The organism is Streptomyces sp. NPDC059897 (genome assembly GCF_042730865.1).
Classification (GTDB): Bacteria; Actinomycetota; Actinomycetes; order Streptomycetales; family Streptomycetaceae; genus Streptomyces.
In genome coordinates this window covers 154,182-180,817 of sequence record NZ_JBHWKQ010000012.1, presented here as the reverse complement: position 1 = coordinate 180,817, position 26,636 = coordinate 154,182, and the positions used below count along the sequence as shown (strand labels likewise).

At 71.1% G+C, this 26,636-nt stretch carries 22 protein-coding genes; 11 read left to right on the top strand and 11 right to left on the bottom strand.

The genetic code is table 11. From position 1 onward, the window contains the following. Positions 1-17 precede the first annotated feature (17 nt). Positions 18-2,609 carry a bifunctional FO biosynthesis protein CofGH gene (locus tag ACFV9W_RS16425; protein WP_385760836.1) on the top strand — a complete coding sequence of 864 codons (2,592 nt, stop codon included), beginning with the start codon at positions 18-20 and terminating at the stop codon, positions 2,607-2,609. Positions 2,610-2,844: 235 nt separating this feature from the next. Here the strand turns inward: ACFV9W_RS16425 and ACFV9W_RS16420 are convergent, their stop codons facing one another. Continuing rightward, positions 2,845-3,843 (bottom strand): AraC family transcriptional regulator, encoded by a 999-nt coding sequence (locus ACFV9W_RS16420; protein ID WP_385760833.1) that lies wholly within the window; start codon positions 3,841-3,843, stop codon positions 2,845-2,847. A gap of 460 nt (positions 3,844-4,303) precedes the next feature. On the opposite strand from ACFV9W_RS16420, the gene ACFV9W_RS16415 reads away from it, so the two are divergent. From ACFV9W_RS16415 to ACFV9W_RS16400, 4 genes are all read left to right on the top strand, one after another. After that, complete coding sequence (locus ACFV9W_RS16415; RefSeq protein WP_385760830.1) at positions 4,304-5,101, top strand: helix-turn-helix domain-containing protein; 798 nt, start codon at positions 4,304-4,306, stop codon at positions 5,099-5,101. Positions 5,102-5,151: 50 nt separating this feature from the next. Beyond that, positions 5,152-5,424 carry a CopG family transcriptional regulator gene (locus ACFV9W_RS16410; RefSeq protein ID WP_385760827.1) on the top strand — a complete coding sequence of 91 codons (273 nt, stop codon included), beginning with the start codon at positions 5,152-5,154 and terminating at the stop codon, positions 5,422-5,424. Continuing rightward, positions 5,421-5,858: a type II toxin-antitoxin system VapC family toxin gene (locus ACFV9W_RS16405; protein ID WP_385760824.1), complete on the top strand. Its 438-nt coding sequence runs from the start codon at positions 5,421-5,423 to the stop codon at positions 5,856-5,858. Before ACFV9W_RS16410 ends, ACFV9W_RS16405 begins: the two co-directional genes overlap by 4 nt. Positions 5,859-5,982: 124 nt before the next feature. Further along, entirely contained in the window at positions 5,983-7,104 is a 1,122-nt protein-coding gene (locus ACFV9W_RS16400) for an ADP-ribosylglycohydrolase family protein (protein WP_385760821.1), read from the top strand. Between the two features lie 88 nt (positions 7,105-7,192). Here ACFV9W_RS16400 and ACFV9W_RS16395 read toward each other — a convergent pair whose 3' ends face one another. Together ACFV9W_RS16395 and ACFV9W_RS16390 are read right to left on the bottom strand one after the other, a co-directional pair. Next, a complete protein-coding gene (locus ACFV9W_RS16395; protein WP_385760818.1) occupies positions 7,193-8,761 on the bottom strand; it encodes a sodium:solute symporter family protein in 1,569 nt (522 codons plus the stop codon). Between the two features lie 211 nt (positions 8,762-8,972). Further along, positions 8,973-9,767 (bottom strand): SDR family oxidoreductase, encoded by a 795-nt coding sequence (locus ACFV9W_RS16390; RefSeq protein ID WP_385760815.1) that lies wholly within the window; start codon positions 9,765-9,767, stop codon positions 8,973-8,975. 102 nt (positions 9,768-9,869) lie between these two features. On the opposite strand from ACFV9W_RS16390, the gene ACFV9W_RS16385 reads away from it, so the two are divergent. Continuing rightward, entirely contained in the window at positions 9,870-10,730 is an 861-nt protein-coding gene (locus ACFV9W_RS16385) for a hypothetical protein (protein ID WP_385760812.1), read from the top strand. A 151-nt stretch (positions 10,731-10,881) separates the two neighbouring features. On the opposite strand, the gene ACFV9W_RS16380 is transcribed toward ACFV9W_RS16385, so the two are convergent. The 3 genes from ACFV9W_RS16380 to ACFV9W_RS16370 form a co-directional block, all read right to left on the bottom strand. Then, positions 10,882-11,082, bottom strand: a complete 201-nt coding sequence (locus ACFV9W_RS16380) for a DUF397 domain-containing protein (protein WP_385760809.1) — start codon at positions 11,080-11,082, stop codon at positions 10,882-10,884. 259 nt (positions 11,083-11,341) lie between these two features. After that, a complete protein-coding gene (locus tag ACFV9W_RS16375; RefSeq protein ID WP_385760807.1) occupies positions 11,342-12,199 on the bottom strand; it encodes a helix-turn-helix domain-containing protein in 858 nt (285 codons plus the stop codon). Between the two features lie 289 nt (positions 12,200-12,488). Continuing rightward, positions 12,489-13,226 carry a GPP34 family phosphoprotein gene (locus ACFV9W_RS16370; protein WP_385760804.1) on the bottom strand — a complete coding sequence of 246 codons (738 nt, stop codon included), beginning with the start codon at positions 13,224-13,226 and terminating at the stop codon, positions 12,489-12,491. Positions 13,227-13,514: 288 nt separating this feature from the next. Here ACFV9W_RS16370 and ACFV9W_RS16365 point away from each other — a divergent pair, with 288 nt between their 5' ends. Together ACFV9W_RS16365 and ACFV9W_RS16360 are read left to right on the top strand one after the other, a co-directional pair. Further along, positions 13,515-16,676 (top strand): D-alanyl-D-alanine carboxypeptidase, encoded by a 3,162-nt coding sequence (locus tag ACFV9W_RS16365; protein ID WP_385760802.1) that lies wholly within the window; start codon positions 13,515-13,517, stop codon positions 16,674-16,676. Positions 16,677-16,825: 149 nt separating this feature from the next. After that, positions 16,826-18,667, top strand: a complete 1,842-nt coding sequence (locus ACFV9W_RS16360; protein ID WP_385760799.1) for an MFS transporter — start codon at positions 16,826-16,828, stop codon at positions 18,665-18,667. 7 nt (positions 18,668-18,674) lie between these two features. On the opposite strand, the gene dgoD is transcribed toward ACFV9W_RS16360, so the two are convergent. The 4 genes from dgoD to ACFV9W_RS16340 form a co-directional block, all read right to left on the bottom strand. Further along, positions 18,675-19,826: a galactonate dehydratase gene (dgoD, locus tag ACFV9W_RS16355; RefSeq protein WP_385760797.1), complete on the bottom strand. Its 1,152-nt coding sequence runs from the start codon at positions 19,824-19,826 to the stop codon at positions 18,675-18,677. Positions 19,827-19,955: 129 nt separating this feature from the next. Further along, a complete protein-coding gene (locus tag ACFV9W_RS16350; RefSeq protein WP_385760794.1) occupies positions 19,956-20,564 on the bottom strand; it encodes a bifunctional 4-hydroxy-2-oxoglutarate aldolase/2-dehydro-3-deoxy-phosphogluconate aldolase in 609 nt (202 codons plus the stop codon). After that, positions 20,552-21,298, bottom strand: a complete 747-nt coding sequence (locus ACFV9W_RS16345; RefSeq protein WP_385760791.1) for an IclR family transcriptional regulator — start codon at positions 21,296-21,298, stop codon at positions 20,552-20,554. Before ACFV9W_RS16345 ends, ACFV9W_RS16350 begins: the two co-directional genes overlap by 13 nt. Before the next feature lie 4 nt (positions 21,299-21,302). After that, on the bottom strand, positions 21,303-22,235 hold the full coding sequence (locus tag ACFV9W_RS16340; protein WP_385760788.1) for a sugar kinase: 933 nt from the start codon (positions 22,233-22,235) through the stop codon (positions 21,303-21,305). 125 nt (positions 22,236-22,360) lie between these two features. On the opposite strand from ACFV9W_RS16340, the gene ACFV9W_RS16335 reads away from it, so the two are divergent. From ACFV9W_RS16335 to ACFV9W_RS16325, 3 genes are all read left to right on the top strand, one after another. After that, positions 22,361-23,716, top strand: a complete 1,356-nt coding sequence (locus ACFV9W_RS16335) for an MFS transporter (RefSeq protein WP_385760786.1) — start codon at positions 22,361-22,363, stop codon at positions 23,714-23,716. Positions 23,717-23,797: 81 nt separating this feature from the next. Continuing rightward, positions 23,798-24,376, top strand: coding sequence for a GNAT family N-acetyltransferase (locus tag ACFV9W_RS16330; protein WP_385760783.1), 579 nt, complete (start codon positions 23,798-23,800; stop codon positions 24,374-24,376). A 201-nt stretch (positions 24,377-24,577) separates the two neighbouring features. Beyond that, complete coding sequence (locus ACFV9W_RS16325; RefSeq protein WP_385760780.1) at positions 24,578-25,660, top strand: GNAT family N-acetyltransferase; 1,083 nt, start codon at positions 24,578-24,580, stop codon at positions 25,658-25,660. Positions 25,661-25,679: 19 nt separating this feature from the next. Here the strand turns inward: ACFV9W_RS16325 and ACFV9W_RS16320 are convergent, their stop codons facing one another. Next, the gene (locus ACFV9W_RS16320) at positions 25,680-26,597 is read right to left on the bottom strand and encodes a hypothetical protein (protein WP_385760778.1); all 918 of its coding nucleotides are present in this window, start codon (positions 26,595-26,597) and stop codon (positions 25,680-25,682) included. Positions 26,598-26,636: the final 39 nt, after the last annotated feature.

Below are 26,636 nucleotides of genomic sequence, written 5' to 3'. Positions count from 1 at the left end.
GCTCGTATGCTCGGTTCATGAGTGATCAGGACGCCGTACAGCAGAGCCAGCCCACTGCCAACTCGATGCGCCGCGCGCTCAAACGGGCCAGGGACGGTGTCGCTCTCGACGTCACCGAGGCCGCGGTCCTCCTCCAGGCGCGCGGCGACGACCTGACCGACCTCACCACGTCCGCCGCCCGCGTGCGCGACGCGGGCCTGGAGGCGGCCGGCCGGCCGGGTGTCATCACGTACAGCAAGAGCGTGTTCATCCCGCTCACCAGGCTGTGCCGTGACAAGTGCCACTACTGCACGTTCGTGACGGTCCCCGGCAAACTGCGCCGCGAGGGTCACGGAATGTTCATGTCGCCCGACGAGGTTCTCGACATCGCGCGCAAGGGCGCCGAACTGGGCTGCAAGGAAGCCCTGATCACCCTCGGCGACAAGCCGGAGGACCGCTGGCCCGAGGCCCGCGAGTGGCTGGACGCGCACGGCTACGACGACACCATCGCGTACGTGCGGGCCATCTCGATCCGGATCCTGGAGGAGACGGGGCTGCTGCCGCACCTCAACCCGGGCGTCCTGTCCTGGACGGACTTCCAGCGGCTGAAGCCCGTCGCGCCCTCCATGGGCATGATGCTGGAGACGACCGCCGAGCGGCTGTGGTCCGAGCCGGGGATGCCGCACTACGGCTCGCCCGACAAGGAACCGGCCGTGCGGCTGCGGGTGTTGGAGGACGCGGGCCGCTCGTCCGTCCCGTTCACCAGCGGGCTGCTCATCGGGATCGGCGAGACCTACGAGGAGCGCGCGGAATCCCTCTTCGCGCTGCGCCGCACCGCCCGCTCGTACCACGCCATCCAGGAACTGATCATCCAGAACTTCCGCGCCAAGCCGGACACGGCGATGCGCGGCATGCCGGACGCCGAACTCGACGACCTGGTCGCCACCGTGGCGGTCGCCCGGCACATCATGGGCCCGGCGGGGAACATCCAGGCCCCGCCGAACCTCGTCGACGGCGAGTACGCCCGCCTCATCGACGCCGGGATCGACGACTGGGGCGGCGTCTCCCCGGTGACCATCGACCATGTGAACCCCGAGAAGCCGTGGCCGAAGCTGGAGGAGTTGGCCCGCCAGTCCGCGGAGGTCGGCTTCGAGCTGCGGGAACGTCTCTGCGTCTACCCGGAGTTCGTCACGCGCGGCGAGCCGTGGCTGGACCCGCGCCTCCTCCCGCACGTGCAGGCGCTGTCCGACGCGGACGGTCTCGCGGTCCCCGACGCGCCCGTCGTCGGCCGCCCCTGGCAGGAGCCGGACGAGGGATACGTGGCGGCGTCCGGCCGCACCGACCTGCACCGCACCATCGACACCGAGGGCCGCACCAGCGACCGCCGCGACGACTTCGACGTGGTCTACGGCGACTGGGAGGCGCTGCGCGAGCAGGCGGCCCCCGGCATGGAGCCGTCCCGCATCGACGGCGACGTGCGCGCGGCTCTGAAGCAGGCGGCCGACGACCCGACGAAGCTCACCGACGACGAGGCCCTCGCCCTCCTGCACGCCGAAGGCCCTGCCCTCGACGCCCTGTGCGGCATCGCCGACGACATCCGCAAGTCGGTGGTCGGTGACGACGTCACGTACATCGTCACGCGGAACATCAACTTCACGAACGTCTGCTACACCGGCTGCCGCTTCTGTGCGTTCGCCCAGCGCCGCACGGACGCCGACGCGTACACGCTCTCGCTCGACCAGGTCGCCGACCGGGCGCAGCAGGCCTGGGACGTCGGCGCGGTCGAGGTCTGCATGCAGGGCGGCATCCACCCGGACCTGCCCGGCACGGCCTACTTCGACATCGCGAAGGCGGTCAAGGAGCGGGTGCCCGGCATGCATGTGCACGCCTTCTCGCCGATGGAGGTCGTGAACGGCGCGACCCGCACCGGCATGTCCATCCGCGAGTGGCTCACGGCCGCGAAGGAGGCGGGCCTCGACTCCATCCCCGGCACGGCGGCCGAGATCCTCGACGACGAGGTCCGCTGGATCCTCACGAAGGGCAAGCTGCCGGCGGCCGACTGGATCGAGGTCATCAAGACCGCCCACGAGCTGGGCATCCGCTCGTCCTCGACGATGATGTACGGGCATGTGGACCAGCCCCGCCACTGGCTCGGCCACCTGCGCACCCTGGCCTCGATCCAGCAGGAGACGGGCGGTTTCACGGAGTTCGTGACGCTCCCGTTCATCCACACCAACGCGCCGGTCTACCTCGCGGGCATCGCCCGCCCCGGCCCGACGACCCGCGACAACCGCGCGGTCACGGCCATGGCACGCGTCCTCCTCCACCCGCACATCCCCAACATCCAGACGAGCTGGGTGAAGCTCGGCACGGAGGGCGCGGCCGAGATGCTGCGCTCGGGCGCGAACGACCTGGGCGGCACACTCATGGAGGAGACCATCTCCCGCATGGCGGGCTCCTCCTACGGCTCGTACAAGTCGGTCAAGGACCTGATCGCCGTCGCGGACGCGGCGGGCCGCCCGTCCAAGCCGCGCACCACGCTGTACGGGTCCGTCCCGGAGGAGCGCGTCCACGCGGCGCAGGCGTCCGACGGCCACCTGCCGGAGCTGCTGCCGGTGCTGGAGCCGTAGGGGCGTCCTGGAGGTCCCGGGCCCGGCGCCGCTGACAGGGTGGGCGGCCGGGCCCGAGGGCGTGCAGGCGCTCCCGCGTTGCCTGCGCCAGGTCCGCTGCCGGGCGCGGGACCGAGGGGAGCGGCGGGTGGGCGGCGCCGACGCCGTCCATCGTCCGCGTCATCCCGTGCGCGGGGCGGTACGAGGACCGTACGGCCCGCGCGGGGGTCGCGGCTCGCCGGTTCGCGCGCGGCCGCTATCCGGTTCGCGCGCCGCCGAGCGTACGGGAGGGCGGCTCGCCGAACCGGGCCCGATAGCGCCGGGCGAACCGGCCCAGGTGGGCGAAGCCCCAGCGGTAGGCGACCTCGGTGACGGTGGTCCCGCCGGGCGCGGCGAGGCGCAGCGCCATCCGCACGTGTTGCAGTCGCACCTCGTGCACGTACCCCATGGGCGTCATACGCACCTGCGACCGGAACGCCTCCTGGAGTGTGCGCAGGCTGACGTTGGCGACCGCGGCCAGCCGGTTCGCGTCCCAGGGCTCGGCCGGGTTGTCGCGGACGGCGTCCATGACGCGCTTGACGGCGGTGGCCGGCATCGCGGGCGGGGGAGCGTCGAGGGCGTCGCGGTAGCGGTGATCGGTGGCGAGCAACAGGCCTTCCAGCAAGGTCTGTTCGAGTCGCCCGCAGATCATGGGGCTCTGTAGCAGCCCGCCTGGATTGTTCGCGTCCAGCGCGATCCAGCGGGCGAGCCCGGCCCAACTGCGCCCCGCGCCCCGGCAGATGTCGAACGCCGGCCTGAAGTCGGCATTGCGGTGCACGGGCCCGCCGAGCATGACCTCCAGCTGCCGGTGCACCGCCAGCTTCTCGACCTTGATGGTGAGGGTGTCGCAGTCGGGCGAGAAGTCGCCGACCCGGAAACTCTTCGTGGGGTTCAGCATGCCGCCCGTGCGGTCCGACACGGGGGTGTCGGGCTCCCGGCCCTGACCGATGCTGAAGGAGCCCGTCGACGGCGCCACGACGTGGTAGCAGTCCAGGTCAGGGATGTAGGCCCGGATGGAGGCGCCGAACGACATGCGCCCGATCGTCACGCCTCCCAGCACCACGACATCGGCTTCGAGCTCGAAGTCGTCCGCCGTGGGGGTGTCCAGTTTCATGTCGTAGAACTGCTGCGACAGCACGGCGCGCGCCTCGTCCACGGACCGCGTGGTGAAGCGGCTGGCCGCGCCCGCAAGGCCCTGTCCCTTGCCCGCGTCCATGACGTCCCGCCCTTCCCGGCGCCCCTCAGCACCAGAAGACGTGTGCCTTCATGGTCCTCCGTCGGGCGGGGCGGCGGGGTGGGTTTCGCGGATGACCTGCCGAACTCGACGTACCAGGACGCGAGTTGGCGTGACCCGGCGATCCGGTACACCACCCCGTAAAAGAAGGGTTGGGAAAACCAACCCCCCCACCTCACCTCCGGACGTAAGCCGCCGGAGGGGCGTCACCCGCGAGAGTGACGATCGCCAACTCGACTGGCGAACAAGCGAGTTCGTGGTGCACTCTCTGCCGCATATGCAAAGCGGCCCCCGCCGGGACTGGCATCCCGGACGAGGGCCTGACCACCAAGGAAGCGAGACCTTCCCGATGTCTGGGCAACAGATTAGCGCGCCGTCGCGCGCCCTTTCCGGCCGTTCGGCCACTCCATCACGCGGTCTTCACCGCTCCCGGGAGCGCCACATGTCCGAGTTCACCGTGGTCGGGCATCACCTGGCCCAGCACGCCGATCTCTCCCTCACCGCGATCGGCCTGGCCACGCACATCCAGTCGCTGCCGGAAGGCTCGAAGGTCGGCATCAAGAGCCTGGCCGCGAAGTTCCCCGAGGGTGAGGTCAGGATCGCCGCCGCGCTGCGGGAGCTGGAGGCGCACGGCTACCTGGAGCGGATCAAGGAACGGCTCCCGTCCGGGCGGATCGTCACGCGCACGATCTCGTACGACAAGCCACCGCACCTGCGCGGCCAGGCGCCGCCGCCGGAGCCTCCAGAGGTCGCCGTTCCGCCGGAGGCGCCCCGCACCGAGCCGAAGCCCCGCACCCCGCGCCCGCAGCGCCGACCCCTCCGGGCGCCGCAGCCCGACCCCCAGGACCCTGAACCAGGCCCGGCCACCCGCACCCCGGCCGTCGACCTCCTCATCGGTCTGCGTACGTACGACCCCCGCCTGCTGCTCAGCGAACGAGACGTGCGCCGCCTCGCGCCCGCCGCGGCGGTGTGGCTGGCGCGGGGCATGACCCCGGGCGACGTGAAACGGGCCCTGACGGCAGGCCTGCCGACGGATCCCATCCGCTACCCCGCGGCCCTCATGGCCCACCGCCTGACCGCGTTCCTCCCACCCGAACTCCCACCGAAGCCCGAGCCCCTGCCGGGACCACCCGCCCCCCGTCGCCTGCCACTCCAGAACTGCGACGGCTGCGACCGGGCGTTCCGGGCGGCGGGGCCGGGGGCGTGCCGGGCGTGTGCGGCGACAGCGTGCGCCGCGTGAACCGGATGAGGCCCTCGGCCTCGTGGTACAGGTTGTGTACCATCGATGTCATGGCACTGAAGCGTACGAACGTCTACGCGGACGACGCGGATCTGGCGCTGATCAAAGAGGCCGCCGCGCGCCTCGGAGTGTCCGAGGCCGAGATGATCCGGGAGGGCATCCATCGCATCGCGATGGCCCGCAGGGTCTGGGACGAGCCCTTCATCGCCGACGAGGAGACCGTCGACCTGGGCGGACCCGTGACGCACGACGATGTGCGCGAGGCGAGGTCCGGTGGCGGGTCGGGTGCGGGCTCGCGGCGGCACAGGGGTCGCGCGGCGTGATCGTGATCGCCGACACTTCGGGGCTCCTCACGCTCTGCAACAGGTCGGACCCCGATCACCTGGCCGCACGGAAAGCGGTCGACCAGTGCGGACTGCTGGTCGCGAGCCCGATGGCGCTCACCGAGGTTCATCAGGTGGCCACCATCAGGGCGGGCAGGCGGGCCGCCGACGGCGTCATGCGTGTGCTGATGGGGCGCCTGGCGGAGACGCGGCTGGCTCTGGCCGAGGTGACTCCGGCGCTGCTCGACATGGCCCTGACCGTGCGGGCCCGCTACGACTCCCTCGACCTCGATCTCGTGGACGCCATGAGCGTCGCCCTCGCGGCGGAGTACGACACCGACGCGGTGCTCACGCGGGATCTCCGCGACTTCCGAACGGTGCGACCGCTGGGCCGCAGCGCGGGCTGCTTCCGGATCCTGCCCGACGACCTCTAGGCGTGCGAGCGAGGTGCGCACGCTCGTCCACAGTCCCATCACTTCGTGAACATTCCTGGTCGACGCCGGTCGATTACAGTGCTCCAAGCCGAAGGGTCGAGGGTCGTGACAGGAGGAGTGCCCCATGGGCGCAGCGCCCAATGCGGCGGCGGTCTGGGGCCGCGCCGAACAGCAGGACTTCCGCAGCAGGGTGCGCGGGACCCTGCTCGGCGGCGCACTCGGTGACACCCTCGGCGCCCCGCTCGACGGCCTCACCCTCGACGGGATCCACGCCGAGCACGGGGACGAGGGGCTCAAGCAGCTCGTGCCCGTGTACGGGCGGACCGGCGCCATCACCGCCGCGACCCAGCTGACCCTTTTCACCGTGGACGGGCTGATCCGTGCCCAGGTGCGCCGGGACACCGGCGCCTGGCACCCGCCGACCGATGTGCACCGCGCCTACCTGCGGTGGGTGGCGACGCAGCGGGACTGGGGTCCCGACCTGCGCCGCAAGGAGGACGGCTGGCTGGCCCGCGAGGAGTGGCTGTACTCCCGGCGGGGCGCCGCGCAGGCCTGCCTGCTGGGGCTCGGCAACGACGTCATGGGCACCCTCGACCGGCCCAAGAACCTGGACGCGAACGGCGCCGAGGCGGCGACCCGCTCCGCGCCGTTCGGGCTCCTCGTGGGCTGGGAGCCGCAGCTCGTCCTCCAGCTCTCCGTCGAGTGCGCCGTGCACACGCACGGCGCGGCGGAGGCCTACCTGGCGGCCGGCGCGTACGCGGTCCTCGTGCACGCGCTCGCCCGCGGCGACTCCCTCGACACCGCCGTGCAGCGGGCGCTCGCCCTGCTCGCCGCGCGCCCCGGGCACCCGCCCGTCGCGGACGCGCTCAAGCACGCGCTCGGCGCCGTACGCCAGGGCATGCCGACCGCCGCGCGGGTCGGCGAGCTGGTCGGGGAGGGCGACGCGCCCGGTGTGCTCGCCGCCGCCGTGTACTGCGCGCTCGTCAGCGACGACATCCGGCACGGCCTCGGCCTCGCCGTGCACCACGACGGGCCGTCCGCACAGGTCGGCGCGTTGTGCGGGGGCCTGCTCGGGGCGCTGCACGGGGAGACGGCGCTGCCGCCCGCGTGGGTCGCGGAGCTGGAGGGACGCCCCACGATCCTGGAGCTCGCGGACGACTTCGCGATGGAGATGACGCAGGGCGCCGCACTGCATGGGCCTGCGGCCGCTTCCCCGGGGTGGTTGGCCCGCTATCCGCGGGCCTAGGCCACACCCCGGGGCTCTGCCCCGGACCCCGCGCCTCAATCGCCGCAGGGGCTTGAATTGCTCACCCGCCGCCGAGGGCTTGAGACGCTCAATTGCCTGTGGCGCTCGACTGGCCCGCCGGTGCCGATGCCGGTGCCGGAACCGCCGCCGCCGCTCCGTCGTCGTCGGAGTTGATGCGGGCGATGATCGCGTCCCGCTCCGGGGTGTCCTCCGGCTTGATGAAGCCGATGAGGATGTAGAGCACGAGCGAGACGGCGAGCGGGATCGACACCTGGTACTGGAGCGGCACGCCGCCCTCGATGCTCCAGCTGATCGGGTAGTTCACCAGCCAGAACGCGAGCAGGCCCATGCCCCAGCTGGTGAGCGCGGCCGTCGGCCCCGACCTGCGGAACTGCCGCAGCAGGCCCAGCATCATCGGGATCGCGATCGGGCCCATCAGCCCGGCCACCCACTTGATGACGACCGTGATGATGTCCTTGAACGTGGGCGAGTTGACCTGAGTGGCGACCGCCATGGACAGCGCCAGGAAGATCACCGTCGTGAGGCGGGCCGCGACCAGGCCCGCGCGCGGACCCCACTGACGCGCCTTCGAGGAGAGCGCGGGCGCCACGTCCCGCGTGAAGACGGCCGCGATGGCGTTGGCGTCGGAGGAGCACATGGCCATCGTGTGCGAGAAGAAGCCGACGATGACCAGGCCCAACAGCCCGTGCGGCAGCAGCTGTTCGGTCATCAGGCCGTAGCTGTCGGAGCCGTCCGGCTTCTGCGCGTCCACCAGGAGCGGCGACATCCACATCGGGAAGAAGAGAACGACCGGCCAGATCAGCCACAGCGCCGCCGACAGGTACGCGGAGCGCTTGGCCTCGTGGCCGCTGCTCGTCGCCATGTAGCGCTGGGCCTGGTTGAGCATGCCGCCGTTGTACTCGAAGAGCTTGATGAAGAGGAACGCGAGCAGGAACACCGTGCCGTACGGTCCGACCAGCGGCTTCCCGTGCCCCTCCAGCTCGGGCCTGCTCCATGCCTCCAGGAAGCCGATGTTCTTGTTCGCCAGCTCCATCAGGACCGCGACGAACATCGCGACACCGGCCAGCAACTGGATGACGAACTGGCCGAGTTCGGTGAGCGCGTCCGCCCACAGGCCGCCGATGGTGCAGTAGACGGCCGTGATCGCGCCGGTGATCAGGATGCCCTGGTTCAGGGACACACCCGTGAACACGGACAGCAGGGTGGCGATGGCCGCCCACTTCGCGCCCACGTCGACGATCTTCAGCAGCATCCCGGACCAGGCGAGCGCCTGCTGGGTGCCCAGGTTGTAGCGGTTCTTGAGGTATTCGAGCGGCGAGGCCACGTGCAGCCGCGAGCGCAGCCGGTTGATGCGCGGCGCGAAGAGCCGGGCGCCGATGGCGATGCCGAGCGCGATCGGGAAGGACCAGGTGACGAAGGACGTCACGCCGTACGTGTACGCGATGCCGGCGTACCCGGTGAACATCACCGCGCTGTAGCCCGACATGTGGTGCGAGATGCCGGACAGCCACCACGGCATCTTGCCGCCCGCGGTGAAGAAGTCGGAAACGTTGTCGACGCGCTTGTGGGACCAGACACCGATCGCGACCATCACGCCGAAGTAGGCGATGAGCACGACCCAGTCGAGACTGTTCATGTGCCCCCTCCAGGGGTTCCGCTGCACAACGGTTGCCCCCGGCAAGGGTGTTGGGGACGTGGGGGATTGAACCTCCGCGCCAAGTGCCGGTCAAGGGTTCTACAGTCATGGATATGAACCCCGGACAGAATTCAGAACGTCGCGAAACTCGGGGAGGAGCGGGCGCACCACAGTTGACCTGCGATGTCGCTGGTTTCGCCGAGTGGGGCGGCTACCGCATGAGTTCTCCCGCGTTCACCAGGAGCTGCTGGCCGGTGATCGCGCGCGCCCGGTCGGACGCGAGGAACACCGCCGCGTCCGCCACGTCCCCGTCCGTCGCGAGGTCCGGCAGCGCCATCCGCTCGGTGAGCCGCCCGAGCACCTCGTCCTCGGGCACGCCCTCGGTCTGCGCCGTGATCTGGACGTAGGCCTGCACGGGCGGGCCCCACATCCAGCCGGGCAGCACGGTGTTCACCCGGACCCGGTGCGGGCCGACCTCCCGCGCCAGCGAGTACATCGCGCTCGTCAGGGCGCCCTTCGACGCCGCGTACGCCGCCTGCCGGACCTGCGAGGGCGCCGCGATCGCCGACTGCGTCCCGATGAAGACGACGGAGCCGCCGCGCTCCTTGAGGGCGGGCAGGCAGGCCCGGGTCATCCGCAGTGTGCCGAGCAGATTCACGTCGACGACCTTGCTCCAGGTCTCGAAGTCGGCGTCCTCCAGACCCCCGAAGTAGCTGTCCCAGGCCGCGACATGGACGACCGCGTCCACGGCCCCGAACCGCTCGCGCGCGAGGTCCGCGAGCGCCTCGCACTGCGCCTCGTCGCCGATGTCGGTGGAGCGGAACGCGGTCCGGGTGCCCTCCGGGTCCAACTCCTTCGCGCAGGCCGCGAGATGGGCCTCGGTGCGCGCCCCGAGCACCGCGTTCCCGCCGTCGCGCAGCACGGCCTCGGCCACCTGGCGGCCGAGCCCCGCGCCCACGCCGGAGACGATCACGGTCTTTCCCACTAGCAGTTCCGCATTCACCATCGGTTCGCCTCCCGGCTCTGGCGCTTTGTCTGACGGGGCGTCAGAGTATGGGCGTCGTACGGGAGATGGAAGGCCCACGAGGGAGGCCGGAAGGTGAGCGGCATGGAGGAAGCACGCGAGGAAACACACGAGGACACGCACAGCGGGACGTACGCGGAACTGGCGGCCGTCGGGCCGTACGGGGTGCGTCCGGGGCACGCCCTGATCACCATGGTCGAACCGCACCCGGGCCATGAGCACGCGTACAACCGCTGGTACGAGGACGACCACTACTACGCCGGTGCCATGGCCATGCCGTGGATGTACGCCGGACGCCGCTGGGTCGCCACCCGCGACCTCCAGCTCCTGCGCTACCCCGAGAAGTCGGCCGTCGCCGAGCCGGTCACCGCGGGCTGCTACATCTCCACGTACTGGATCACCGAGGGCCGCTACGCCGACCACATGAAGTGGACCGTCGGCATCAACAAGCGGCTCAACCGGGACGACCGCGTCCACCAGGACCGCACCCACGTCTTCACGTCGTTCCAGGACCACGAGGCGACCGTGTACCGGGACGGCGACGAGGGGCCGCGCGACTTCCACGCGCTCGACCACCCGTACCAGGGCCTGGTCGTCGAGGTGATCGACTCCGAAGGGCCGCGGCAGCGCGCCGAGTTGCTGAACTGGCTGCGTGAGGAACATCTGCCGCGGCGGCTCGCGGGCTCGCCCGCCGCGCTGGTCACGGTCTTCCGCCCGACCCCGCTGCCGGGGGACCGGATGACGTATGTGAAGCAGGTCGAGGGCGTCGACACCCGGCTCACCCTGCTCTGGTTCCTGCAGTGCGACCCGCGCGAGGCGTGGCAGGAGCACTTCGCGGGCCTGGGCGAGGCGGTGGCGGCCTCGGGCCTCGGCCGGGTGGAACTGATGGCCCCGTTCATCCCGACGGTGCCGGGCACGGACAAGTACGTGGACCAGCTGCGCTGATCCGGACAGCGCCGAGCCCCCTCGGCCAGGACGGCGGACCAGTCGAGAGGGCTCTGTCAGTGGTGCTGTGTTGCATGGAGCTGTCTTGCATGGAGCTGTGTTGCCTTGAGCTGTCTTGCGTGTTCGGTTGTCTCACGGAGTGTGCTGGGGGTCAGACGTCGACCCGGCTCATCTCCGTGACGAAGGCGCTCCATGAAGCCGGCGCGAACGCCAGGTTCGGGCCCTGCGGGTCCTTGGAGTCGCGTACGTCCACGGCGTGGGCCGCGGGAGACTTGATCTCCACGCACGCGCCGTTCCCTGCCGAGTACGAGGACTTGATCCAGGTGGGCTGTGCGCCCTTGGTGATTGCCATGATCTGCTCCGGTCTGGCCAGTTGTCCCTTGCGTGGCCGCGGACTTGCCGCGGCTTTGCGCCAACACCTTGTCTGTTGTTGGCGTGATCGACGCTACTCGCCGACCAGGGGCAGCGGTGGGGCCATTCACTCGACCGGATGGCATATTCCAGGGGGGTCTTCCATCGGCCCGTGGGAAAGGTGTACCGTGCGGCGCTTTCCCACGGGCGGGGCCCGGATCCGAGGCCTGAACCCGGCGGTCCGTTACGCGAGTTGGACCTCAGCGCGTGTGCCGCTTCGCGGCTTCCAGGATGAACTGCCGGGACTGTTCCACGTTCAGCGCCTGGGCACGCAGGTGCTCGTACATGACGCTGTACTTCTGCACGTCCTGCGTCTTCTCCAGGTACAGGTCGCTGGTGACGCCCTCGATGTACACGACGCTGGAGTCCGCCGCGTCGGGGAACTCGAGGATCGCGTACTGCCCCGTGATCCCCGGGTGCGCGCCCATCTCGAAGGGCAGCACCTGCACGGTGACATGGGGCAGCCCGGACACCTCCGCGAGGTGCTCCAACTGCTCGCGCATCACCGCGGAGCCGCCGACGGTGCGGCGCAGCGCCGCCTCGTCCAGGACCACCCACAGGCGCAGCGAGTTGGCCTCGTCGTCGATCCGCTCCTGGCGGCGGATGCGGACCTGCACGCGCTTCTCGACGTCGGTCTGCGAGGCCTCGGGCATCGCGCCCTGGATCAGCGCCTCCGCGTAGCCGCGCGTCTGCAGCAGGCCGGGGATGCACTGCGACTCGTACACGCGCAGCGACGCCGCGTCGGTCTCCAGACCGATGTAGACGCTGTACGGGATGTCGCCGAAGGAGTGCCACCAGCCTTGCTGGCGCGAATCCTTGGCCATTTGCATCAGCGAGTCGATGACCCGGTGGTCCTCGACCTCGTACACCCCGCACAGATCGCGTACGTCGCGCTGGCTGATGCTGCGCCGCCCGTTCTCCAGGCGGCTGATCTTCGACTGCGACACCAGCAGGCGCTCGGCGACCTCTTCGGCGGTCATGCCCTTGAGTTCCCGGAGCCGGCGCAGCTCCTGGCCCAACCGGCGTCGCCTGACGGTGGGATTGACGTTGGACGCCACGGACGTGCACCTCCGGCTACGTGCAATTCTCTGCTCTGTATACGTTGCGTATCTACTGCTCAGCAGATTGCCACCCCGAGGCGGCCCTGCGCTGGGAAACGGCGGATGTACGTGCACGCACATGCGGCGTGCACGTGCCTCCTGTGCAGCACAAACGCGAGCGCGCGGGGCGACGGGCCGGGGCGTCGTCCTCACGCCCGGCACGCCACCCCGCGCGGTACAGCGGCTCCCGGACCGGTTCTTGGGGACTACGGTGCGGCGCTGCGGTGCTACGGGTGGTGCGGTTCGCCTAGTGGGCCACGGCGCGAGCCATGGATCCGCGGCGTGGCTGCATCGGAACCCCGCGTGCGGGCTCCGGTGCGGCCCGGCCCGCCGAGGGGGCCGGTGAGCGGCGTGGCTGTACCGCCACACCGTTCTGGACGTCCATCACGGCGTGCGCCACGAGGCCGCCCATCGGGTCGTGCCTGATCAGGTCCCGCAGCCGGGAGCGCGAGGACCTGCCCTCGTTGCCCGGATACAGGTGCTTGCCGAGACCGACCGCATGGGCCAGCGCGGCGAGCGCCGCGGTCCGTGGGTCCGGTGGGACCCCGGTGCGGATCGCACTGTCCAGCCGGGCCCTGATCTCCCGGCTGATCGCCGTGTCCGTCGCCTGGTAGCGAGTCGTCGGCAGTACCCCGCACATCTGGCCGGCCACGGCATGCACCATGCCGCACCGCTCCAGGTGCGAGAGGTAGGTCTGTCGCAGGCCGAGACGCGGCCCGCCTATCCAGTGGACGGCCCGTACGGGAGCGCCACGCCTTCGCAGCAACTCCAACGCGCAGTCCAGAGTCGGATCTCCGGTCGGCCGTGGTGCCACCACGGCGATACGATCCCCGTCTGGGGCTATCCGTCCGGCCAGCGCCAGCTCTACTAGCTGTGCTCCGGCCAGACCTAGGTCGAGCGACTGCGGCTGCGCTGTGGTACCCGTGGCCGGGTCCAGAGCGAGCAGCAGAAGCTCCTCCGGAAGTGTTCTGCGGCTCCTGCCCATCCATGCCTCCCCGCGTGGATGAATGACAGGGTGACCCCTCTCACATCTGTCTGTCGAGAGTGCGTGGGGGGTTTGGGCGGGAACCTATAGGTATGTCGTTCTCGTCTACCACGTGGGTTAAGCCCCCACACAGGACACTGGTACATGGTTCGGACAGGGCTGGTCTGTCCGGCGACAAGTGGTTGAGTGGTTCATTCGGTCGAGGAGGCATCGGTGGCGGGGACCCCCGACAGGTCGGGAGAGCACAAGGCGTCGGGAGGCCCGGCTCCGGAGGATCCGCGTCTCGCGGTGTCGCGAGCGCCGTCCGGCGTGGGCCAGGAGGCGGGTGCCTCCGGCGAGGTTCCGGACGCGGGGTCTTCGGCTCCGGACGCGGCGGCGCCCGAGGAGGCCGGCGACGAGCGTCTGCGGGCGGCCGTCGCGGCGTGGGTGGCGGGCGACGGCGGCTCCGCCGATCCGTCTGCAGTTGCAAATACGAGCGGCGACGACACGGGCCCCGGGCCCACGGGCGACGCCTCACCGGCCACCGCCCTGCCGCAGCGCAAGGCGGCGCCGAAGCCGGGTGGCGGTGAGCCTGCCGCCGAGCCCGCGGCCGAGGCCGACGTCGCGGACGACGCCAAGTCCGGTGCCGGTTCGGACGACGAGGGTGACGCCCCGTCGGCCGGTTCCGAGGCCAAGGCAGCCGTCACGCCTGCCGCGAAGCCGGACGGCGAGAACACCGGCAAGGCGGACGCCGAGGCGGATGCCGAGCCGGGCGCTGAGGCCGACGGGAACGCTGACACCAAGGCGGGCGCCGAGGACGCCGGGAAGCCCGCGGCCAAGGCCGAGGGCAAGTCGGGCGCCAAGACCGGCGGGAAGCCCGACGCCGAGGCGGATGCCGAATCGGGCGCCGAGGGCGACGCCAAGCCGGATGGCAAGGCCGACGGGAAGCCCGCTGCCGGGCCCGCGGACCAGGCCGCCGCCCCGGCCGACGCCCAGTCGGATGCCAAGGCTGACGGCAAGTCCGTGGCCGAGTCCGACGGTAAGGCCGACGCCAAGTCGGGTTCCGAGGCTGACGGCAAGTCCGCGGCCAATGTCGAGGGCAAGCCCGCTGCCGAGCTCGCGGGCCAGGCCGCCGCCCCGGCCGACGCCAAGCCGGATGCCAAGGCTGACGGCAAGTCCGTGGCCGAGGCCGACGGTAAGGCCGACGCCAAGTCGGGTTCCGAGGCTGACGGCAAGTCCGCGGCCAAGGCTGAGGGCAAGCCCGCTGCCGAGCTCGCGGGCCAGGCCGCCGCCCCGGACGACACCAAGCCGGATGCCAAGGCTGACGGCAAGTCCGCGGCCGAGGCCGACGCCAAGTCGGGTTCGGAGGTAGGCGGGAAGCTCGCGGCCGAGGGCGACAGCAAGCCCGCAGCCGAGGCCGACGGCGGGCCGGATGCCAAGGCCGACGCCAAGTCGGGTTCCGAGGCAGGCGGGAAGCTCGCGGCCAAGTCCGACGGCAAGCCCGCAGCCAAGGGCGACGCCAAGCCCGACGCCAAGTCGGATGCCCAGGCCGACGGTAAGTCCGCGGCCAAGTCCGACGCCGAGTCCGACGCCAAGTTGGGTTCCAAGGTGGACGGGAAGCCCGACGTCCAGGCCGACGGTAAGTCCGCAGCCAAGGACGAGGCCAAGCCCGACGCCAAGCCGGACGCCAAGGCCGACAGCAAGCCCGCCGCCGAGGCCGACGCCAAGTCGGGTTCCGAGGCAGGCGGGAAGCCCGCGGCCAAGGCCGGCGACAAGGCCGACTCCGCGGGCAACGCCAAGGCCGACGGCAAGTCCGCGGCCAATGTCGAGGCCAAGCCCGCCGCCAAGCCGGACGGCAAGTCCGCGGCCAAGGATGACGCCAAGGACGACGCCCAGCCGGACGCCAAGTCCGACGCCAAGTCCGACGCCAAGCCCGCAGCCAAGGCCGACGGGAAAGCCGCCGGCAAGGCGGATGTTCCCGTGGATCAGGCCACCGCTGTGTTCAAGGCTGTGCCGCAGCCCGTGGATCAGCCGACCACCACGCTCAAGGCGGCCGGGACCGCGCAGAGCAGTAAGTTCGTGCCGCTGAGGTCGCTTGACGCGGGCAAGGAGCTGCCGCCGGAGGCCGAGCAGCCGACGGTCGAACCGGCCGAGCGGACGACCCAGCAGCCGTTGCCGCCGAAGCCGCCGCTCGACCTGCTCGCCGAGCTGACCAACACCCCGCCGCCCCCGGAGACCCGGGTCCGTACCGCGGTGCGCCGGGTCAAGGTGTGGACGCCGCTCGTCATCCTGCTGGTCATCGTGTTCGGCGTGATCCAGGCCGTCCGCCCACTGCCGACACCGTCCCTCTCGCTCACCGCCGACGCCACGTACAGCTTCGACGGCGACAAGGCGTCCCTGCCGTGGCCGGACGAGGGCCAGGGCTGGATGGACGTCCAGGGCATCGGCACGATGGACAACTTCGGCAAGCAGACGCCCGTGCCGATCGGTTCGGTCGCCAAGTCCATGACCGCGTACATCGTGCTCAAGGACCACCCGCTGAAGGCGGGTGCCGACGGCCCGTCGATCGACATCGACGCGACCGCCGAGAAGGAGGGCGGCTACGACGCCGACGGGCAGAACGAGTCGACGCTCAACACCGTCAAGGAGGGCGACAAGATCTCCCAGAAGGACGCGCTCGCGGCGGTCATGATCCCGTCCGCGAACAACATCGCGCGCCTGCTGGCCCGTTGGGACGCCGGTTCCGAGGAGGCGTTCGTCAAGAAGATGAACGCCACCGCCAAGAAGCTCGGCATGAAGAACACCACGTACACCGACCCCTCCGGCCTCAAGGAGAGCACCGTCTCCACCGCCGAGGACCAGGTGAAGTTGGGGAATGAGCTGGTGCAGATCCCCGCGCTCACCGACATCACCAAGTTGCCCACCTGGACCGACCCGTCCGGCAAGAAGTGGACCAACTACAACCGCCTCGTGCCGTACGACGGCGCCATCGGCATCAAGACCGGTACGACGACCAAGGCCGGCGGCAACCTGCTGTTCGCCGCGACCAAGGAGACCGGCGGCGAGACCGTCACGGTCGTCGGCGCGATCCTCGGCCAGCACCGGGCGCCGATCATCGACACGGTCAACGCGGTCAGCAAGACCGCGATGCTCGCCGCCCAGGACGCGGTCACCTCGTCCACGGTCCTGAAGAAGGGCGACGTCGTCGGCTACGTCGACGACCAGCTCGGCGGGCACACGCCCGTCACGGTCACGAAGGACGTCAAGGCCGTCGGCTGGGCCGGCAAGACCGTGCGCCTGCAACTCGCGGACCAGGACGGCAAGTCCGTGCCGCACACCGGCAAGGCCGGGGAGACCGTCGGCGTGCTGGAGGTCGGCGACGGCGAAGGCGGCGCCGTGGAGGTGCCGGTGGCCATCCAGAAGGACCTCACCGAGCCCGGACTCGGCGCGAAGCTGACCCGCGTCGGCTGACCGCCGGAGGCGCCGCGTGGGAGGCCGATGCCCTTCGGCCTCCCACGGCGCCCGTCCGCGCCCGCCGTGCTAGCGTCGCGAGACCGGGCAGGCGGGGGACGCCCACCCGTTCATTCACAACGGCACACGGGTAAACGGGAGTGTCTGCAGTGGCCACAACGAGGCCGGCGCGCGCCGACGACGCGAAGCCCGGGGCGGGCAAGGACCGCCCCCGGATACGGCTCCCAGAGCAGCATGCGGGCCCCGTGGCCACCGGCGAAGCGAACGCCGGCGCCCGCCTGAAGCGTCTCGCCCGGCACCCCGTCACTCTCGCCACGGTGGCCGCCGCACTCCTCCACCTCATCTGGTTCTTCACGTTCGCGAACAGCGGTGGGGACCTCGCGGCGCAGGACGCGTGGGCCGAGTTCGTCGGCCGGCATCCCGACTCCGCGTACAACCTCGCCTGGTACGGCGGCATGCACCCGGTGTCGTACAGCGTGGTCTCGCCGTACCTCATGTCGGTGTTCGGCGTGCGCACCACGATGATGGGCGCGGGCACGCTGTCCGCGGCGCTGCTGACCATGATCCTGATCCGGACGCGGGTGGTCGCCAAGCCGCTGTGGCCGGCCCTCGCCGGTGTCTTCGCGTTGCTGTGCAACGCCGCGTCGGGGCGCGTCACGTTCGGCCTCGGCATGATGTTCGGGCTCGCGGCGACGGCCGCCGTGTTCTGCTGGCCGTACCGCTGGCGCTACAAGCGCTGGGCGAAGGCGGCCGTGGCGGCGCCCCTCGCGGGCATCGCGACCGCCTGCTCGCCGGTGGCCGGGCTGTTCGTCGGGCTCGTCGCCGTGGCGCTGTTCCTGCAGAAGCGGCGCCCCGGCGCGTACGCGCTCGGGCTCGCGCCCACCGCCGTCGTCGTGCTTTCGGCCTGGCTGTTCCCGTTCTCCGGCACGCAGCCGATGTCGTTCTGGTCGGCGCTGCTGCCGATGGTCTACGGCGTCCTCGTGTGCGTCCTCGTCCCCAAGGGGTGGGTGACGGTCCGGATCACGTCCGCCGTCTACACCCTGTCCGTACTCCTGGTGTGGCTGATCAGTTCGCAGATCGGCTCCAACATCACCCGGCTCCCGATGCTGTTCGCGGGCGTCGCGCTGCTCGCGGCGCTGCCGTTCACGGTCCCGCGCTCGCGCAAGTGGTACGTCATCGTGGTCGCGTTCTGCGCCTTCAACGCGTGGATCGGCTTCAAGTCGGTCGACGACGTCGTGCGGACCACCCCCGCCGCCTCCTGGGCGCGTGAACTGGCGCCGCTGGTCAACGAATTGCAGGAGGTCAGGGCCGAGCACGGCCGCGTCGAGGTGGTGCCCGCCCGCTCGCACCGCGAGGCCTCCGCGCTCGCCCCGTACGTGAACCTGGCGCGTGGCTGGAACCGGCAGGCCGACATGGAGCGCAACCCGCTCTTCTACGACGACACCCTCAACTCGGCTAACTACCGCGAGTGGCTGCGCCGCTGGGCCGTGCACTACGTGGTGCTGCCCAAGGGCGAGCCGGACGGCAAGGGCGCCGAACGCGAGCGGCAGCTCGTCCAGCGCGGGCTGCCGTACCTCAAGCAGGTGTGGGGCGACGCCAACTGGCAGCTGTTCGCCGTCACGGACCCGACGCCGCTCGCCGAGCCGCACGCCGTCGTCGACGCCGCGGAGCAGGGCGAGCTGACCATCGAGGTGACCCGGCCCGGCCGGGTGCTGATCCGCGTCCCGTACTCGCCGTGGCTGTCGGTCGTCGACGCGGAGGGCAAGAGCCTCGGGGCGCCCAAGGAGACGGAGTCGTCGAAGCGGGCGCGGGAGTCGGACGACTCCCTCCCCAAGCGGTACGCGAACGTGCACGGCTGCCTCGTCGGGACGGAGAAGGACGAGGCGGGCGACGAGTGGACGGTGCTGCTCGCCCCGAAGCCGGGCACGTACCGCCTCGCGGCGCCCTACCAGCTGCCTCGCGGCACCCCGTGCCCGGAGGAGCTTCGGTGAGCCGTGCTCACCACTCCGCGAACGAGCCGTCCGCGTGGCGCCACACCGGGTTGCGCCAGCGGTGGCCCGATGTGGACGCCTTGATGACGGCCTGCTCGTCGACCTCGATGCCGAGGCCGGGCGCGGTCAGCCGTGCCATGTGACCGTCCGTGGAGTCGAAGGCGAAGACAGACGGGTCGACGAGGTAGTCGCCGAGGTCGGAGCCCACGTTGTAGTGGATGCCGAGGCTGGTCTCCTGGATGAACGCGTTCGGCGACGCGAAGTCGACCTGGAGGCACGCCGCGAGCGCGATCGGCCCGAGCGGGCAGTGCGGGGCGAGGCCCACGCCGTGCACCTCGGCCTGCGCCGCGATCCGCCGGGTCTCGGAGATGCCGCCCGCGTGCGACAGGTCGGGCTGCGCGAGCGCGATGCCGGAGCGCAGGACCGGGTCGAAGTCCCAGCGGGAGAAGAGCCGTTCACCGGTAGCCACCGGGATGGACGTCGATGCCGTGAAGTCGCCGTACTGCGAAGTGAGTTCGGGGAGCAGCGGCTCCTCGATGAACATCGGGCGCAGCGGTTCGAGCGCCTGGGCGAGCTGTTTGGCCAGGGCGGGCGAGGTGCGCCCGTGGAAGTCGACGGCGACGCCGCCGTCCGGGCCGAGCACGTCCCGCACGGAGGCCACGCGCTCGACGACCGCGTCGATCTCCCGCGAGGTCTCCAGGTGCCGCATCCTGCCGCCGACGTTCATCTTCACGGCCCGGTACCCCTGTTCGAGGCGCTGCGCCGCGTGCTCGGCGGCCTCGCTCGGGTCGTCGCCGCCGATCCACGAGTACATCCGCATCCGGTCCCGGACGGCGCCGCCCAGCAGATCGTGCACCGGGACGCCGTGGAACCTGCCCTTGATGTCCCACAGGGCCTGGTCGATCCCGGACACGGCGGACGACAGCACGGGCCCGCCCCGGTAGAACCCGCCCTTCGTCATGACCTGCCAGTGGTCCTCGATCCGCAGCGGATCCTGCCCGACGAGGTAGTCACTCAACTCGTCGACAGCGGCGGCGACCGTATGCGCCCGTCCTTCGACGACGGGTTCCCCCCACCCCGTGATCCCTTCATCGGTCTCCACCTTGAGAAACAACCAACGGGGAGCGACGAGGTAGGTGGTGAGCGAGGTGATCTTCATGGCATGTCCTTCGATATGGCTGAGCACGGTTCGGCAAATCAAGCCCGGTTCGGCAAATCAAGCCCGGTTCGGCAAATCAAGCCCCGCCGGCGATTGAGGCGCGGGGGCCGGGGCAGAGCCCCGCGACGCTCACGCGGGTGACCGCAACAGTTCGGCCAGCGAGGAAAGTTGCGCCGGGTCCTCCAGGGCCGAACCAACGGCAACCACAGACGCCCCCGCCGCCAAATAGTCCGCCGCGTTCCCCGCGTCCATGCCCCCCGTGGCCACGAACGGCACCTCCGGGAACGGCCCCCGCATCGCCCGGAACCAGTCCACCCCGAGCACGCTCGCCGGGAACGCCTTCAGCCAGGTCAGCCCGATGGCCCGCGCGGCCTGCACGTCCGTGGCGGTGGCGACACCCGGCAGATGCGGCAGCCCCGCCGCGACGCTCGCCCGCGCCACCTCCACGTCCAACCCGGGGGCCACCGTGAACGCGGCGCCCGCGTCCACCGCCCACCCGAGCCGCTCGGCCGTGGTGACCGTGCCCGCGCCGACCGGCTTGCCGCGCTCGGCGCCCGCTGCGACGACGGCGCCGAGCACCCGCGCGGCCTCCTCCGTCTGCACGGGCACCTCGACGCATTCGATGCCGAGGTCCCATGCGCGTACGGCGAGTTCGACGGACTTGTCGGCGGGCATGCCGCGCAGGATCGCCATGACGGGCACCCCGGCGAACAGCTCATCAAACGTTACGGACGCCATCCCAGCTCCTTGGAGATCGTGTCGGCGGTGGTCATGAGGTCGGGCAGCACATCGGATTCGAGGGCGCCCAGGTCGGCCCTGGCCTTGAGCGCGGTCACCGACACGGCGGCGACGACCTCGCCGCTGCTGTCCCGTACGGGGACGGCGACGCAGTTCACGAAGTCCTCGTACTCGCCGTCGTCGACGGCCCAGCCGCGGGTCCTGGTCTCGCCGAGGGCCGTGCGGTAGGCGTCGGGGGAGGTGATCGTCGTGGTGGTGTGCGGCGCGAAGTCGCAGCCGGCGAGCAGCTCGTCGGCGCGCTCGCGCGGTACGTACGCGAGGATCGCCTTGGCGACGCCCGCGGTGTGCAGGGTGACCGGGCGGCCGATCTGCGAGTAGAGCCGCACCCCGTCGACGGGGTCGACCTTGTCGACGTAGACGATCCGCTCGCCCTCCAGGGCGGCGAGGTGCACGGTGTGCCCGCAGCGCTCGCCGAGCAGTCGCAGGTGTTCGCCCGCGACGTCCTTCAGGCCGAACTGTTCCAGGGCGAGGTGGGCGAGCCCGGCGAGCCGGTGCCCGACCGCGTACCGGCCGTCGGGGAGCCGGCGGGCGAGGCCGCCGTCGGTGAGGGACTCCAGGATGCGCAGCGCGGTCGAGCGGTGCACGCCGAGGTGCTCGCCGACCTCGGTCTGGGTGCGCGGGCGGCGGGCGACGAACTCGAGGATGTCGATGGCGCGACGGACGGTCTGTGACATGGGATCAGTGTCCTTCGCCGGTCGTTGCATCGGCCGCGTCGGGGCCGGTCGCGGGCACGTAGTCCTCGATGCTGCGCAGCGTCCGCCCGGCGAGCCGGTGCCCGAGCGCGAGCCGCTCGGCGGGCGGCGCCCCCTTGAGCAGCCCGCTGAGATACCCGGCCGCGAAGGCGTCACCGGCGCCGACGGCCTCGACGACATCGACGGCGGGCGCCGCCACGAACTCGGCCCCGGTGGCGGTGAATTCGGTGGCGCCGACGTCCCCGTCCTTGACCACGAGGGTGTCGCGCGGCGCGAGGTGGTCGCGTACGTCCTCGGCGGTGGCGGTGCCCCACAGCGTCTCGGCCTCGTCGCGCCCGACGAGCACGATGTCGGCGCGCCGGGCGAGCGCGAGCAGTGCGTCCGCCGCCTGCTCGCGTGAACACCACAGCGCGGGGCGGTAGTTGACGTCGAACGATACGAGCGTCCCGCTGTCCGCCGCCCTTCGCACGAGCGCGTCCACGAGTCCGGCGCAGCCGTCCGACAGGGCCGGTGTGATCCCGGTGAGGTGCAGCAGCCGTACGCCGGTCAGGTCGACGCGGTCCGCGTCGGCCGGTGTCATCCGGGACGCGGCCGAGCCCGCCCGGTAGTAGTGCACGCGCGTGCCGTCGGGCCCCGGGTCCTTGAAGTAGACGCCGGTGGGGGCGGCCGGATCGGCGAGCACCCCGCCGACGTCCACGCCGCGCGAGGCGACCGCCGCGGTGATCCGCCGCCCGAACGGATCGTCCCCGACCCGGCTCACCCACGCGGCCCCGTGCCCGAGATCCGCGAGGTACTGCGCCACGGTCGACTCGGCGCCCGCGACCGCGAGCCGCAGCTCCCGGCTCCGCTCAAGATCCTTGCCGTCGGCGGGGGTGACCTGCGCCATCGTCTCGCCGAGACAGACCGCCTTACCGGACATTCGCCGTCCCTCCATTGACATCCCGCTGGGCCCATGAAGAACATTAGCAGCCTTCACGCAACAGGCGTGCACATGTTGCAACATCGGGTCATTAGTCGGCCCACCGAGCCCGGAAAGAGAGTGAGATGAGCCCGACGACGAGCACATCCACCCACGAGGAGTCGTCCGCCGAGCTGTCCGCTCCGAGCGGCGCGAAGGTCATGAGCGCCCGCACCCGCCAGCGCCGCACCGCGGCCGCGAGCGTCGTCGGCTCGATCCTCGAGTGGTACGACTTCTTCCTGTTCGGGGCGTCGGCCGCGCTCGTCTTCAACAAGGTCTTCTTCCCGGACGTCTCGCCGTTCGCGGCGACCCTCGCCTCGTTCGCGACCTTCGGGCTCGGCTTCGCCGTACGCCCCATCGGCGGCCTGTTCCTGGCCCACCTCGGAGACCGCATCGGCCGCCGCCCGGTGCTGATCCTCACCGTGGTCCTGATGGGCGCCGGCACCCTCGCCATCGGCTTCCTGCCGACGTACCACCAGATCGGGATCTGGGCCCCGGTCCTGCTCGTGTTCTGCCGGATGATGCAGGGCTTCGGCGTCGGCGCCGAGCTCGGCGGCGCGTACGTCATGTCGACGGAGGCGGCCGAGGAGGGCAAGCGCGGGTTCTACGGTTCGCTGCCCGGCGCGGGCGAGTTCATCGGCGTCGTCATCGCCTCCGGCGCGGTGGCCGCCGTCTCGACGCTGCCCGAGGACGACTTCCTCAGCTGGGGCTGGCGCATCCCGTTCCTGGCCAGCGCGTTCGTGGTCGTGATCGCGCTCCTCATCCGCAACGCGGCGCCCGAGACCGAGCAGTTCGAACAGGCCCGCGACAGCGGCAAGCGCGAGAAGCTCCCCGTGCTCGCCGCGATCAAGGCCCGCCCCAAGGCCATCGCCCTGCTCGTCGGCTCCGGCTGCGCCACCGCCATCGCCTCGTACGCGATCCAGGGCTACCTGCCCAGCTACCTCACCAACCAGCTGGGCCTGTCCTCCGGCACCTCCGTCCTCGGCATCACCATCGCCTCGGCGGTCTCGATCCTCACGATCCCGCTGGCGGGCGCGCTCTCCGACCGGGTCGGGCGCAAGCCGGTCATGATCGGCGGCGCGGTGGCGATCACGCTCTTCGCGTACCCGTTCTTCTGGCTGGTGGACACGCGCGAGCCGTGGCTGATCTACCTGGCGATCACGGTCGCCTTCGCGCTCATGCTCAACTCGATCTTCGCGGTCACCGGCACGTTCTACGCCGAGTCGCTGCCGACCGAGGTCCGCTACAGCGGGCTCGTCTTCGTCCGCGAGATCAACGGCGTGATCTTCGCGGGTACCTCGCCCTTCGTGGCGACGCTCCTGGTCGACGCGGGCGGCGACCGCCCCTGGTACCTCGCCGGATACATGGCGCTCGCCGGCCTCGCCAGCGCGCTCTGCGTCTGGCGCCTGCCGGAGACGGCACCGGTCCGTACCAAGGACTGACCCGCGACCGGCCCGGGACCGACCCGGAACCGCCCCGCAATCCGGGTGCACGGACAGCGGGATCCGGTCATCATGCGGATCATGCCTTTCGACACCAAGCACGTCATCGAGCCGGGCACCCTGGCGTCGGCCCCGCAGCCGACGCTCCGCTCGGCCGACGGTGAACTCGTGCTGCGCACACCGGCGTTCGGCGACGCGCAGGCGGTCCACGACGCCTTCCAGGACCCGGTCCTGCGCTACTGGCACATCCGCAGCATGGAGTCCCTGGACGAGGCACGCGCCTGGGTCGAGGCGACGCACACGGGCTGGCGGGAGGAGACGTCGGCCCAGTGGATCGTGGCCGGGGCCGCAGACGACGCGCCGCTCGGCCGGATGGCGCTGCGCGAGATGAACTTCCTGGACGGCGTCGCCGAGGTCGCTTACTGGGTGCTGCCGCAGGCCCGAGGGGCAGGAGTGGCGCCGCGGGCCCTGGACGCGCTCACGGACTGGGCGTTCGCCCTCGGCTTCCACCGCCTCGACCTCCAGCACTCCACCCGCAACGAACCCTCGTGCCGGGTGGCCCTCAAGTCCGGCTACGAACTGGAGAGCACCCGGCGCAGCTCGGCCCGGCACACCGACGGCTGGCACGACATGCACGTCCACATGCGGATCAACTCGTAGGCGACGGCTTCCGGTTGGGTGTCCGAAGTGCCCGAAGGACCCTTGACAGCGTGCGTACTGTTTCGCGACCTTTGAGCCCTCTGGGGGAAGAGGGGGGCTCATGAGCGGCACGCTCACGTATCGACGCTCGTATCCGAATCGACGCTCGTATCCGATTGCCGGTGGGCCAGGCGCCCGCGGCGAGGGGCGGGCGAACCGACGTTGAACATCACGACGTACAGGGCCGACGAGCTCAGCGCGTCCCTGCGTGCGGCCTGGCACGAGACGATGGAACACTCTCCGGACTTCCAGAACCCGTTCCTGGCACCGGAGTTCGCGGAGGCCGTCGCCCGGTTCAAGGGCCGCGCGTACGTGGCGGTGCTGCGCGAGGGCGGCGAACCCGTCGGATTCCTCCCGTACGAGAAGGGGCCCGCGGGCATCGGCCGGGCCATCGGCATGGGCCTGTCCGACTGCCAGGCCCTGGTGCACCGGCCCGGCGTCACCTGGGACACAAGACAACTCCTGCGCGCCTGCGGGCTCTCGGTCTTCGAGTTCGACCACCTCGTCGAGGAACAGAGACCCTTCGGCCGCTACGTCACCGGAACCTTCGCCTCACCCGTCCTCGACCTGAAGGACGGCAGCCACGAGACGTACGAGGAGTGGCTGAAGGCGGCCTATCCAGGACAGGCCAAGACGACGCTCAAGAAGGAGCGCCGCCTGAGCCGCAACGTGGGGGAGATGCGCTTCGTCTACGACGAGCGGGACCCCGAGGTGCTGCACCAGCTGATGCGCTGGAAGTCGGCCCAGTACCGCCGCACCGGCCGCATGGACCGCTTCGCCCGCCCGTGGATCGTGCACCTCACCGACCACCTCTTCCGGGTCCGTGAGGAGCACTTCACCGGTGTCCTCTCGGTCGTCTACGCGGGCGACCGCCCGGTCGCCGCCCACTTCGGGCCGACGTCCCGGACGGTCTTCGCGGCCTGGTTCACCGCGTACGACCCGGAGTTCAGCTACTACTCGCCCGGCCTCCTCATGCACCTGCGGATGGTCGAGGCGGCGGGCCGCCAGGGCATCCGGCTGATGGACTGGGGCCGCGGCGAGAAGGAGTACAAGGACTGGCTCAAGACCCGCGAACTCCGGGTCGCCGAGGGCTTCGCGACCCGCCCCCACCCCGCCGCGACGGCCCACCGCCTGTGGCGCCGCCCGGTCCGCGGCCTGCGCAACACGGTGCTCGCGCATCCGGAGCTGCGGGAGCGGGCGGACCGGGTGCTGCGGACGGTGGGCTCCATGCGGCAGCGGTCGTGACCGTGACCGTGAGGCGGGGCTACTTCTTCGTGAGCTGGAGCGGACCGCTGTAGCCGGCCGTGATCGTGTGGCCGTAGAACGGGTCCTTGCCGGTGCTGCTCGCGATCACGGTGGCGTCCCCGCGCTGGAAGGGCACGCCGCTGGTGGGAGCGGCGGAGGCGGCCCACGGCACGGGCGCGCCCGGCACGCAGTCGACCCGGGTGCGGTAGGTGCCGCGGGTGGTCACGCCGTCCAGGGTCTGGCTCACCGTGCCGTACGTGTCGAGGGCGACGGGCTCGGTGCAGGTGACCGTGCCGTGCACGAGGGCGTGCCCGTCGACCCGGCCGGCGACGGCGTCGGGGGCGACGTCGAGCCCCAGCGCGGTCTCGGCGGGCGGCTCCGGGTTGCTCAGGTGGACCTCGCCGCGCACCGACTCCGTGGCGCCGGGGCAGTGCTGCTCGAAGGTGGCGTCGAGCTTCTTCACGTAGCCGCGGGCGGTGATGTCCACGTCCTGGACGGCGAAGGCCCCCTCGGCGAGACAGTCCCGTCCGTTGCCGCGCAGCTCGATACGGGGCCGGCCGGGGGCCGGGTTGGCCGCGGCGCCGCTGTAGGTGCCGGGCGCCAGCGGCTGGACGTCACCGCCGGCCGTTTCGAGGTGCAGGGCCCAACTGCTCCCGTCGCCCGCGTCGACGAACACGCCGACGCCGGTCGGGACGCCATTGGTGACGTACCCCTGCGTGGTCAGCCCTTCGTCGTACGCGTAGGACTGCCCACCGCTGATGTACTCACCGGCGTCCCCGCTGAAGGCGAGACTGCCGGACTCGACGTCGTAGGCCGCGGCGGTGCCGACGCCGAAGGCGCCGGAGAGGAGCACGGCGGAGGCGACGGTGGTGGCGCCACGAGTGAGGGCAGTTCTGGGCTTCTTGGATATGGATCTGGATCTAGATCTGAATCTCACGAATCTCCAAATGCCAGTATGGGGGGGAGTTGAGAGAGC